This window comes from Kitasatospora cinereorecta, assembly GCF_024172095.1.
Taxonomy (GTDB): Bacteria; Actinomycetota; Actinomycetes; order Streptomycetales; family Streptomycetaceae; genus Kitasatospora; species Kitasatospora cinereorecta.
The window spans coordinates 192059-204175 of record NZ_JAMZDX010000007.1 but is presented as its reverse complement, the minus strand read 5'-3'; the positions used below and the strand labels follow the sequence as shown (position 1 = coordinate 204175).

Genomic DNA, 12117 nt, shown 5'->3' with positions numbered 1-12117 from the left:
GCCAGGCCGGACCGCCGACGGTACGGCAGCACGGCCGCCACCGGGTCCGGCGCGGACCGGAGTTCGGACCGAACCAGGGCGTTCCTCGAAAAGGCCGCCTACGTCGTGGCGCCCAGCTCGGTCATCGTGGGCCTGCTGTACTACGTGGGTCGGACCTACACGACGTCCTACTACGTCCACTTCGGTATCCCGACGAGCGACCTTCAGCTGTCACGCGAGAGCATTCTGGCCGTCAGTCCCAATACGCTGTTCTTCCCGCTCTGGGTGCTGCTGTGCTGCGCGCTGCTCGCCCTCGGGCTCTTCGCGCTGACCGAACAGTGGCTGGCACGACCGCGGGAGAATCCGCTGTGGCACCGGGCCTCCATCGTCTGCGGGGTCGCGGCCGGCGCGCTGCTCCTGCTGGGGTTCCTCGTCTTCACCGAGGCTCCCCGGTGGTTCCGGCGGGTCCTCTCGATCCTGGAGCCGGGCTGGCCGCGGACCCTCGTTCCGCCCCTGCTGGTGGTGGCTGGCGCGGCCCTGGCCCTGTTCTCGCTGCACCTGCACCAGCACGCACGCCGCCTTGGGCAGGGGGCGGCGACCGGCGAACGAGTCCGAACCCTCACTGGCGCGGTGCTGATCGGACTGCTGACGATGGCGCTGTTCTTCGCCCTGGCCCGCTACGCGGACGAGGCCGGCGACGACCAGGCGGCCCGCGACTCCGAATCCGGCTTCGCCGGCCACGTCAGCGTCCTCATCTACTCGCGTTCACGCATCACCCAGGATGCGCTCGGCATCACGCTCAAGGACCTGTCCGACGGCAGCGAGGCGTACCCCTACCGGTACAGCGGCTTCGTCCTGCTCGCCCGGTCCGAGTCCCGCTACTACCTCGTCTCGCACGTCCGCCGCCGGCCCAACGACCTCACCGTGGTGCTTCCGGACGACGGCAGCATCCGGATCGAGACACTCGGCTGGACCCCGGGGAGCTGAGACCCGTCCCTAGGTCGTCACCTCGACCGACGGCACGTCCGTCGGGTGCGTCGTCCTGACGGAGGGCGAGGGCTTTGTCGTCGGCGGCGAGGAGGGCGTCGATCCGACTCCCACACCGGTCAGCCGGACGCGGTAGTCCGCGTCGGCTGCTGACGTGTCGACGGTCAGCTCCACCGTGTAACTGCCGACAGACTTCGGAGCGAACTCGATCACAACGACGCAGGACTGCCCGGGGGTAAGGGTCTTGCCCGTGCAACCGTTGCGGACCACGCTGAAGCTTCCCGGCGGCAGGTGGACGTCTCCCATCGTCACCCCGGACGCCTGGCCCGCTGCGAAGTACAACGAATCGGTGCTCTGCGTGTTGATCGGCGTAGCGGGCACCTTCCGGGAGGTGGGCGTCGATCCGCCGCCCCCACTGCCCGGAAAGAGCGTCGTCAGCGACTCGGGGGTCGCTCCGACCGTCGACTGCGGCGCGGTCGTGGACCCGGACGACCCCCCACCACAGCCCGTGGTCAGGGCCAACAGCGCGGCGACCGCGGCCGTCCTTCCCGCACGGGTAACACTGCGTCCACAGGCCACGATCGTCTCCGCATCCACGTGTACGGTCCACCCCGGCGAAACGGGTCGTGGCCGAACTCTCGCACACAGACAAGTCGAGGCACTGTCAGGCGAGGCCCAGCCTGCACCGGGCCTCACCCGGACGGCCGCCGCATCCGCGCGCGCTGCCACGGCGGCCCGGCCCGACAGGCGCGGCGGACCCCAACCCGGGGCCGGGGACGGCGCGGCCGTACGGTGGGGGATCCGGCGACAGAGAAAGGAACACGAGTGCGGTACGAGGTAACGGTGAACGTCGCGGCGGCGCCGGAGCGGGTCTGGACGGTGCTGGCCGACATCGAGGGCTGGCCCCGGTGGGCGGTGTCGAAGGCGGGCGTACGGCTGCTGTCCGACGGCGCGGTGGCGGTGGGCAGCGAGGCGGAGGTCCGGCAGCCCAAGCTGGCCGCCGAGGTGTGGCAGGTCACCGAGATGGAGGCCGGGCGCAGCTTCGCGTGGCGGTCCCTGAATCCGGCGTTCACCACGATCAGCACGCACCGGATCGAGCCGCTCGGTGCGGACCGCTGCCGGGTGGTGCTCGGTGTGCGGCTGAAGGGGTTCATGGCGCCGCTGCTCGCACTGCCGTACGGCAAGCTGATCCGCCGGTACGTCGACATCGAGGCGGCCGGGCTGAAGCGGTTCTGCGAGGCGCCGGCCCGCTGAGCGGGACGGGGCCGGAACCCCGCACCGCCCAACTCGGGCGCATCCGGCGCGAAGCCTCGCAGGCTTGTCCGTCAGGACCCTGACTGGCAGTCGGGGATGGTGACGCCCCGGACCCACGTCCGGGTCCGTCTTCAACCACCAGCGGGGGCGTTGGCGAAGGTGTCCACCCCTGGAATACGCGAGCCCGGGCGGCGGCGTGCCGCCGGAACCGCCGCCCGGGCCGTACAGCCTGATCGCGCCGCAGTAGTCGCCGTGCGAGGAGAGCGCAGCGACCTTGACGTGGCCGCCGGAGTGCGGCGCGTCGACGCTGTACCCCAGGACACGGCCTACGGCTGTGCGGCACGCAGTCCGGCGTGCGCACCCGTCGAGGCGGGTATTTTCCGGATCTGTGCGCGCATATCACGGCGTCACCACGAGAAGGTGACGAACCGACACACGTCTGCGCGATCCAGCCATGTTGTGACGGGCCGTCCGATGACGACGAAGTGACGATCCGTATATCGGACAGTGGGATGGACAGGTGGTCCACCTGGACGCCGGACCGGAACGTCGCTGGTCCCGCGTGATCCGGCAGGGTTTCCGAGGTCCCGGGGGGTGGTGCGGACACGCCCGACGAGGTGGCGCGGGGTGGCGTGATCCAGCCGTCACGAGGGAAGGCCGGAATTGGTCCTGTCGGTTGCTCGCCGTCGAACATGTGACGGACAGTCGTGCAGATGAACGACATGCCTCGTCCGACCCGTGACCGCCTCCTCGGCCACCGCGACTTCCGGCAGCTGCTGCTGGGGGCCGCCGCGAGCCAGGCGGGCAGTCAGGTGACCCTGGTCGCGCTGCCGCTGGTCGCGGTCCTGGTCCTGCACGCCAGCGCATTCCAGGTCGGCCTGCTGACCGCCGCCGAGACCGCGGCGTTCCTGCTGGTGGGCCTGCCCGCCGGGGCGTGGCTGGACCGGATGCGCAAGCTGCCGGTCCTGGTCCGGGCCGACGTGGTGCGGTTCCTCGCGGTCGGCTCGATCCCGCCGGCCGCGGCCGCGGGCGTGCTGACCATGGCCCAGCTGTACGTGGTCGCCCTGGTCACCGGCATCGCGACGGTCTTCTTCGACGTCGCCCACCAGTCGTACCTGCCGAACCTGCTCCCCCGCGAGCACCTGGTGGCCGGAAACGGCGCCCTGGAGACTGTCCGGTCCTCGGCGCAGATCGTCGGCCCCGGGCTCGGCGGAGGTCTGGTCCAGTTGCTCGGCGCGCCGCTGGCCATCGTCGCCGACGCGGTCGGCTACCTCACCTCGGCGGTCCTGCTGCGCCGCATCCACGCCGTCGAGGACGAACCGCAGCCGGCGGCCGCGGGATCGCTGCGGGCCGACATCGCCGAGGGCGTCCGGTTCGTCCTGGGCCACCCGCTGCTGCGCATGATCGCCGCCGCGACCGCGGTCTCGAACCTGTTCGCGGCGGTGCTGATGGCCGTTCAGACCGTCTTCTGGGTCCGCGTGCTGGAGCTCTCCCCCGCCGCGATCGGCGTGCTGCTGTCGGTGTCGGCGGTCGGCGGACTCGCCGGCGCGCTCTGCGCCGGCCGACTGGCCGCCCGCGTCGGCCAGGCGCGGCTGATCTGGCTGTCGGCGCTGGCGAGTGCCCCGTTCGCCCTGCTGTGGCCGCTGTCGTCGGGCCCGGCGGGAGCCGTCCTGTTCGGTGTCGGCTCGGCCGTGGTGCTGTTCGGCGCGGTCGTCTACAACGTCGCCCAGGTGAGCTTCCGCCAGACGGTCTGCCCGCCCGAACTGCTCGGCCGGATGAACGCCACCATCCGTTTCCTGGTCTGGGGGACGCTGCCGCTGGGCGCCCTGCTCGGCGGCACCGTCGCCAGTACGGCCGGGCCGCGGGCCGCCCTGTGGGTCTGCGCCGTCGGGTTCCTCGCGGTACCCCTCCCGCTGCTCCTGTCGCCGCTGCGCCGCCTGCGGGACCTGCCGAGCGGCACCGACGACGACACCGCCCCGAGCCCCGGCGCCGATTCCGACCCGGTCGGTGGCGACGACGCCGCCACGGCACCGGCCGAGGCGACCAGAGCCACCCACTGACCACCGCGCCGCCCACCGGCGGCCCACCCCCGACCCGCCCGACACCCCCGACCCGCCCGACACGTCCGATGCGCCCGGGCGCCGCGCCGGGCGGACCACCGACACGCCACGAACCCGAAAGCAGACAACCGTGCCCGCCAGCATCACCGCCGCGTACCTCGCCCGGTACCGGTCCGTCGCCGCCTCCGGCGGCCCGGCGGAGCTGCTACCGCTGACCGGCGCCCAGCGCCGCTTCCTGCTCTCCCGCCGGATGCGCCCGCAGGGACGTCCCGACACCGTGCCGCTGTTCTTCGCCTTCCCGCGCGGCACCGTCGACCCGGCCCGACTGCACCGTGCCGCGCTCGACCTGGCCGCCCGTCACCCGGCCCTGCGCGCCGGCTTCGCCGCCGTGCGCGGCACGCCGGTGCTGCGCCTCGGCGCGCCGTCGGTGGAGGTTGCCGACATCGCCGTCGAGCCGGGCCGTACGGCCGAGGACGCGCTGCGGCAGGCGCTGCTCGACTGGCCGGCCGACGGCCCGGTGCTGCGCCTGCTGCGCGCGGCCGGGCCCGCCGCCGACGAGGAACTGCTGGCCGTCGCGCTCGACCACGCGGCCTGCGACGAGCAGTCGCTGGGCATCGTCACGGCCGGCCTGACCGAGGCGTACGCCCGCGCCGGGTCCGGAGCGACTGCCGCGGCCCCGGAGGACGACGGTCTCGCCGCGTACCGGGAGGCGGTCGGCCTCCAGCTGGCCGCCGAGGAGGCCGCCGCCGGCCCTGCCGCCCACGCCCACTGGGCCGCCCGCCTCGGCACCCTGGGCGACGCCGACCCCAGCAACATCGTCCCGCCCACCGAAAACGCCACCGGCATGGCCGCCGAGCGCCTGCCCGCCGTCACCGGCGCGGCCCGCGGCGCGGTCTTCCCGGCCCTGCTGGACGCGGTCGCGGCCGCCGGCCACCGGCTGCTGGGCACCGACCGGACGCTCGCCCTCGGCTATCCGTGGGGCGGCCGGCCGCCGGGGGCTCCGCAGGCGCTCGGCTGCTTCCTCAACACACTCGTCCACCCCGGCGCGCCCGGGCCCGCCGACCTCGACGCGCTCTGCGGCGACTGGTGGGACGACCTGGAGCACGCCGGCACCCCGTTCGACGAGGTCGTGCACGCCGCACGGTCGGCGGGTGCCCGCTGGTCGGGCGCCCTGGACGGGCTGCTCACCTTCGAGGACCTCCAGCGCCGCCCGCCGCTGGTGCTCGACGGTGCGGCCGGCCGGGAGACGCACCTGGCCGGCCGTCCGATCGGCGCACCGCTCGCGGTCGCCGCCTCGCACGGCGACGACCTGCTGGTCCGCCTCGCCTGGGACCGCGACCGCTGCCGGGACGAGGACGCCGAAGCCGCGTTCGACGCCCTGCTGGCCACCCTGCGCCACCACCTCGGTCCGACACCCGCGACCACCTGAGCCCAACCCTCCGGACGTCCGATCCCCGAACATCCGATCGACGGCCGCCGAGCGCCACCACCCGAAGGCGCCCGGCAGCCCCATGGGAGCGCCCCATCCGGGCCCGCCCCACGCACCACCGACCGAACACGAACCCGCCACAGCAAGGGACACGTCCATGTTCGATCTCTCCTCCTCGCAGGAGATCGTCTGGCTGCACGAGCAGATGCAGCCGGGCAGCCGCGCCTACAACTTCACCGCGGCGCTCGATCTCTGGGGCACCCTCGACACCGACGCGCTGAACGCCGGTCTGACCGCCGTCCTCGCCCACCACCCGGGGCTGCGCCTGGAACTCGTCCCGCGCCCCGAGGGCGTGCCGGGGCAGCGCGTCGGCACCCGTACCGAACCCCGCCTGCGTACCAGCGACCTCTCCGGCGAGAGCGACCCGGAGGCCGCCTTCCGCCGGCTGCTGGCCGCCGAGGCGGAGGAGCCGCTCGACACCGAGCAGGCCCCGCTGCTGCGCTGGCACCTGGTCAGGCTCGGCGACACCCACCACCGGCTGATCCACGTCGAGCACCACCTGATCCACGACGGGCACTCGTTCGCGATCCTGCTGCGCGACCTGTTCACCGCCTACCGGGCGCACGTCCTCGGCGAGAGCGCCGAGCTGCCGGCGACCCGCTCGTACGAGGAGCACGTCCGGATCGACACCGACGGCTCGCGCGCCGACGCCCGTGCGCGCAGCCTGGAGTTCTGGCAGCAGGAGCTGCGGGACGCTCCGCTCGACCTCACCCTGCCCGGGCTGGCCCGTCCCGGCGCGGTCCGCCGCCACCACGGCGGCCAGCTGCGCCAGCCGGTCGGCGCCGACCTGGCCGAGCGCCTGCGCGAGCGCAGCCGGGCCGACGGCCACACGCCGTTCAGCACCCTGCTCGCGCTCTTCGCCGAGCTGCTGCGCCGGCACAGCGGGCACCGCGAGACCGTGGTCGGCACCGCGGTCGGCAACCGGCCGCTCGGCTTCGAGAGCACCGTCGGCATGTTCGTCAACACCGTGCCGCTGCGGCTGCGCCTGGACCCGGCCGCGCCCGGGACCGACGCGGTCGACGAGGTGACCGAGGTCCTGCTGCGCGCCCTGCCGCACCAGGACGTCCCGGTCCAGGAGCTGACCCGCACCCTCGGCCTGCACACCACCGGCGCCGACAACCCGCTGTTCGACGTGATGTTCAGCGCGCACGACGCCGCGCTGCCCGACATCCAGGCGCCCGACCTGGAGGTCTCGCTCTACGAGGGCTTCAACACCGGCACCACCCGCTTCGACCTGGACGTGGTGCTGCTCCCGGACGACCGCCGGGTGGTCGGCGAGAAGCACGGCGCCGCCGGCATGACGCTGATCTGGGACTACGACGTCGACCTGTTCGGCGAGGAGATCGCCGAACTGCTCGCCGGCCGCCTGCTCGACCTGCTGCGCGCCTACCTGGACCACCCCGGGGCACCGCTCGCCGACCTGGCCACCGCGCCGTCCACCACCGAGGACGAGAACAGCAGCGACCCCACCGACGACACCGTCCTCGACCCCGCCGCCACCCAGGACCCGGGCGCGCTCGCGCTGATCGCCGGCGCCGAGCGGTTCACCTTCGGCGACCTCGACCGCCGGGTCGGCGAGCTGGTCGACCGGCTGCGCGCCGCCGGTGTGACGTCCGGTCAGCCGGTGGCAGCCGTGCTGCCGCGCGGAACCGACAGCGTCGTCGCCCTGCTGGCCTGCCTGCGCCTCGGCGCGGTGTACGCGCCGCTGTCCACCGAGGACCCGGCCGCCCGCCTCGGCCTGCTGCTGGAGCGGCTCGCGCCCGCGCTGGTGCTGGCCACCCGGCAGAGCGCGCTCGCGCTGCCCGCCACCGGCGTCACCCCGGCGCTGCTGGACGGCCCGCAGTTCCCCGCGGCCGCGCCCGCCGCCGTGCTGGACGGCGCCGCGTACGTGATCCACACCTCCGGTTCCACCGGTGTGCCGAAGCCGGTGCTGGTCGGCCGGAAGGCCCTGGCCCGCTACGTCACCGGTCTCGCGGAGCGCTACCGGCTGAGCCCGGCCGACCGGGTGCTGCTGTTCGCCCGGCCGTCCTTCGACGTCGCCCTGGAGGAGGTGCTGCCCTCGCTCGCGGCCGGCGCCGCCCTGGTGCTGCCGCAGCGCGAGGTGCCGACCGGGCCCGAGCTGGTCGCCGTGCTGGCGGCCCGCGGCGTGACCGTCGCCAACCTGCCCACCAGCTACTTCCTCGCCGTCCGCGAGGAGCTGCGCGAGGCGCTGCGGGACGGCCGCTGGGCCCCGCGCCTGCTGGTCCTCGGCGGCGAGCGGCTGCCCGCCGGTGCGCTGCGCGGCCTGACGGACGACACCACGGCGACGGTGGTCAACGCGTACGGCGTGACCGAGGCGACCGTCACCTCCACCGTCCACGAGGTGACCGCGGCCGATCTGGACGCCGCCGAGATCCCGCTCGGCACCGAGCTGCCTGGGGTGCGGATGCACGTCCTGGACGAGGGCCTGCAGCCGCTGCCGGCCGGCGCGGTCGGCGAACTCGCGGTGGCCGGCGAGGTGCTCGCCGACGGCTACCTCGGCCTGCCCGAGGTCACCTCCGGACGCTTCGTCACCGTACCCGCCCTCGGCGGCGAGCGGGTCTACCGCACCGGTGACCGCGGCTACCGCGACCTGGACGGCCGGCTCTGGTTCCTCGGCCGCCAGGACAACCAGGTCAAGCTGCGCGGTTTCCGCATCGAACTGGAGGAGATCGAGGCCGCGGCCTCCGCCGAACTCGGCGGCCGCTCCTGCGCGGTGATCCTTCACCGGGACGAGGCCGGCGCCCCGCGCCTGGTCGGCTTCCTGGAGGGCGCCGACCAGCCCGACCAGGCCGCCCTGCACACCGCGCTGGCGGAGCGGCTGCCCGCCGCGCTCGTCCCCGCCCACTGGACGGCGCTGCCGGCCATGCCGCTGCTGCCCGGCGGCAAGCCGGACCGCACCGCGCTCGCCCGCACCGCCGCCGAGCTGCCCGCCCCCGGCACGCAGCCCGTCCCGTCCGGCGCCGGGGGCTTCGACGACCCCGGGCAGGCCCTGGTCGCCGAGGCGTGGCGCGAGGTCCTCGGCCACGACGGCTTCACCGCCGACTCGCACTTCTTCGAGGTCGGCGGCCACTCGCTGCTCGCCGCCCAGCTCGCCGCCTGGCTGGAGCCGCGCCTGGGCAGCCGGCCGGCCCTGCGCACCCTGTTCCAGCACCCTGTCCTGGCCGACCAGGCCCGTGTCCTGACCGGAGGCGCCCGGTGAACTCCGCTCCCTCCGCCGTCCTCGAGGACGGCCACCGCGAACTCGTCGACGCCTTCGAGAGCTTCGTCCGCCGCGAGCTCGTCCCGCTCGCCGCCGAACTGCCCGAGACCGCCGACCAGCCGCCCGCCGACCTGCGCGCCTACGTCCGCAAGCGCTCCGCCGCGCTCGGCTTCTACGCGGGCGACTACCCGGAGGAACTCGGCGGCTCCGGCATGCCGTTCACCGCCGTGGTGCTGCTCCACCACGCCGCCGGACGCAGCGGCTGCGCGCTCGCCCCGTACGCGCTGGCCGGTTCCGACGGCCCGAGCCCGCTGCTGCGCCACGGCACCCCCGAGCAGATCGAGCGCTACCTGGTGCCCCTGGTGCGCGGCGAGTCGGCCCGCTGCCTGGCCCTCACCGAGCCGCACGCCGGCTCGGACGCGTTCCGGCTGACCACCACCGCCGTCCGCACCGGCGACGGCTGGCGGATCTCCGGCCGCAAGACCTTCGTCAGCAACGCCGACCGGGCCGACATCGCGCTGGTCGTCGCCGCCACCGACCTCGGCGAGGGCGCCGGGCCGACCGGCGGCGCGACCGCCTTCGTGATCCCGATGGACCAGCCGGGCCTGCGGATCGGCCAGCGCTACGAGGGGATGTCCGGCGAGCCGCTGTTCGAGCTGATGCTGGACGGCGTGACCGTGCCCGCCGACGCCGTCATCGGCGGCGAGGAGGGCGTCGGCGCCGCCACCGCGCTCGCCATCGACAGCCTCTCCCGCGGCCGCCTGGTGGTCGCCGCGATGTGCAACGGCGTCGCCGAGTACGCGCTGCGCCTGGGCGTGGAGTACGCCCGCGAGCGGGAGGCGTTCGGCGCCCGGATCGGCACCTACCAGCACGTCCAGGAGCACCTGGTCGCCACCCGGGCCGAGGTGGAGGCCGCCAAGCTGCTCACCCTGGCCTGCGCCCGGCTGGTGGACGCGGGCACCGAGGCGCCGGAGAACGCCGCCCTCGCCAAGCTGACCGCCTCCGAGACGGCCGTCCGCGCGGTCGACCGCTCGCTCCAGGTGCACGGCGCCACCGGCTGGGTGCGCGGTCACCCGCTGGAGTTCCTGTACCGGTACGTCCGGATGATGACGATCATCGAGGGGACCTCCGAGGTCCAGAAGGTGATCATCGCCAAGGCCATGGGCCTGGGCTGACCGACCGCCACCGACCACCCGGAGACCCAACGATGACCACCATCGACGACCACCCCTCGACCACCGCCCGGACGACCGCTCAGACCGTCCGCAGCGTCGGGCACGGCCGGCCCCACCAGGACGCCCCCGTGCTCGGCCTGTTCGACGACTGGGCCCGCCGCACCCCCGACGCGCCCGCCCTGATCGACGGCGACAACACCTTCGACTACGCCGAACTCGACCGGCTCGCCGACGCCCTGGCCGACCGCCTGCGCGACCGGGTCCGCCCCGGCGACCTGGTGGGCCTGTGCCTCGACCACTCCGCGGCGCTCGCCGCCGCGGCCGTCGCGCTCGCCAGACTCGGCGCCGCGGCCCTGCCGCTCGGCCCCCGCCCCGGCGAGCGCCGGCTCCAGGCGGTCGCCGAGAACCTGCGGCTCGCCTGCCTGATCGGCGACGCCGAGCTGCTGCCGCCCGCCCACCGCGCCGGCGAGCACCTGCCCCTGCCCGTCCCCGCCGGCAGCGCGGGCGCCGCCGGAACCGTGGTGGCCGCCTTCGCCCCCGCCCCGGACGGCGCCGTCGGCGCCCCCGAGGGCACCCTCTACGCGGTGCTCACCTCCGGCTCCACCGGCACCCCCAAGGCGGTCGCCGTCGGCGAGCCCTCGCTCGGCGCGCTGCTGCACTGGTACCGCGAACTCACCGGCCTCGGCCCGGGCGACCGGCACAGCCTGCTGATCGGCGTCGCCTTCGACCCGCACCTGATGGAGCTGTGGGCCACCCTCACCTCCGGCGCCGCGCTCGCCGTCGCCCCGGAGGCGGTCCGTTGGGACGGCAACGCCCTCACCGACTGGTGGCGGGAGGCCGGCATCACCGTCGCCGTGCTGCCCACCCCGCTCGCCGAGCCGCTGCTCGACCGCCCCTGGCCCGCCGACCTGGCGCTGCGCCACCTCACCATCGGCGGCGACCGGCTGCGCCGCACCCCCGGGCCGGACGTCACCGCGACCGTCCACAACGCGTACGGGCCCGCCGAGGCCACCGTGGTGACCACCGTGCACACCATGGCGCCCGGCGGCGACCACGGCCCCGACGCCCCGCCGATCGGCCTGCCGGTGCCCGGCGCCGTCGTCCTGGTCACCGACCCGGACGGCCGGCCCGTGCCCCGCGGCACCACCGGCGAACTGCGGATCGGCGGCCGCTGCCTGGCCCTCGGCTACCTCGACCCCGACCTCACCGCCCGCCGCTTCGTCCCGGCTCCGGACGGCGTGGACGGCGTCGACGGCGCCGACGGCGCCGACCGGGTCTACCGCACCGGCGACCGGGTGCTGATGCGCGCCGACGGGGTGCTGGAGTTCCACGGCCGGCTCGACGACCAGGTGAAGGTCAGCGGCGTGCGGATCGAACCGGCCGAGGTCGAGGCCGCCTTCGAACGCGACCCCCGCGTCCGCCGGGCCGCGGTCGCCGCCCGGCCGGGACCGGCCGGCGGCGTCCAGCTGCTGGCGTTCGTCCAGCCCTCCCCGGAGACCGCGCCGCCGACCGGACCCGACCTGCTCGCCGAGGCCCGCGCCTGGCTGCCCGAGCAGGCCGTGCCGTCGGTCGTCCGCCTCGTCGACGCCTTCCCGCTGGACGCCAACGGCAAGGTCGACCGGGCCGCGCTGCTCGCCGCCGAGGAGGCCGCCCGGCCCGCCGGCACCGACCCCGTCGACGACGGCGCCACCCCGACCGAGCAGCTGGTGGTGCGGCTCTGCCGCGAGCTGCTCGGCCGCGGCGACCTCGGCCCGCAGGACAACTTCCGGGACGTGGGCGGCAATTCGCTGGCCGCCGCCCGCCTGCTCGCCGCTCTGGAGGCCGAGTGCGGCGTACGGCTGCGCGCCCCGCAGCTGCTGCGCAGCCCCGACCTGCGCGACATCGCCCGGCTCGTCGACGACCGCCGCCCGGTCGCCGCCCGCCCCTGACCGCACGCCGCACCCAGGACGCCCC

Annotated in this window: 8 protein-coding genes; 7 read left to right on the top strand and 1 reads right to left on the bottom strand. The window is 75.1% G+C overall.

Annotated features, from left to right (window positions below; genetic code table 11):
• The first annotated feature begins 105 nt into the window (after window positions 1-105).
• A complete protein-coding gene (locus FHR36_RS33660; protein ID WP_253803567.1) occupies window positions 106-966 on the top strand; it encodes a hypothetical protein in 861 nt (286 codons plus the stop codon).
• A gap of 9 nt (window positions 967-975) precedes the next feature.
• Here FHR36_RS33660 and FHR36_RS40145 read toward each other — a convergent pair whose 3' ends face one another.
• Window positions 976-1563: a hypothetical protein gene (locus FHR36_RS40145; RefSeq protein WP_253803566.1), complete on the bottom strand. Its 588-nt coding sequence runs from the start codon at window positions 1561-1563 to the stop codon at window positions 976-978.
• A 228-nt stretch (window positions 1564-1791) separates the two neighbouring features.
• Here FHR36_RS40145 and FHR36_RS40140 point away from each other — a divergent pair, with 228 nt between their 5' ends.
• From FHR36_RS40140 to FHR36_RS33625, 6 genes are all read left to right on the top strand, one after another.
• A complete protein-coding gene (locus FHR36_RS40140; RefSeq protein WP_253803563.1) occupies window positions 1792-2220 on the top strand; it encodes an SRPBCC family protein in 429 nt (142 codons plus the stop codon).
• A 713-nt stretch (window positions 2221-2933) separates the two neighbouring features.
• A complete protein-coding gene (locus FHR36_RS33645; protein WP_253803561.1) occupies window positions 2934-4280 on the top strand; it encodes an MFS transporter in 1347 nt (448 codons plus the stop codon).
• 130 nt (window positions 4281-4410) lie between these two features.
• The gene (locus FHR36_RS33640) at window positions 4411-5709 is read left to right on the top strand and encodes a non-ribosomal peptide synthetase (RefSeq protein ID WP_253803559.1); all 1299 of its coding nucleotides are present in this window, start codon (window positions 4411-4413) and stop codon (window positions 5707-5709) included.
• Window positions 5710-5866: 157 nt separating this feature from the next.
• Complete coding sequence (locus tag FHR36_RS33635) at window positions 5867-8989, top strand: non-ribosomal peptide synthetase (RefSeq protein WP_253803557.1); 3123 nt, start codon at window positions 5867-5869, stop codon at window positions 8987-8989.
• A complete protein-coding gene (locus FHR36_RS33630; protein WP_253803555.1) occupies window positions 8986-10164 on the top strand; it encodes an acyl-CoA dehydrogenase family protein in 1179 nt (392 codons plus the stop codon). The genes FHR36_RS33635 and FHR36_RS33630 overlap by 4 nt, the downstream gene beginning before the upstream one ends.
• Window positions 10165-10196: 32 nt before the next feature.
• Window positions 10197-12092: an AMP-binding protein gene (locus tag FHR36_RS33625; protein WP_253803553.1), complete on the top strand. Its 1896-nt coding sequence runs from the start codon at window positions 10197-10199 to the stop codon at window positions 12090-12092.
• The last annotated feature ends 25 nt before the right edge of the window (window positions 12093-12117 follow it).

Coding starts and splice junctions, on each gene's coding strand:
- FHR36_RS33625 (WP_253803553.1), top strand. CDS start 10,197: ATGACCACCATCGACGACCACCCCTCGACCACCGCCCGGACGACCGCT.
- FHR36_RS33635 (WP_253803557.1), top strand. CDS start 5,867: ATGTTCGATCTCTCCTCCTCGCAGGAGATCGTCTGGCTGCACGAGCAG.
- FHR36_RS33645 (WP_253803561.1), top strand. CDS start 2,934: ATGAACGACATGCCTCGTCCGACCCGTGACCGCCTCCTCGGCCACCGC.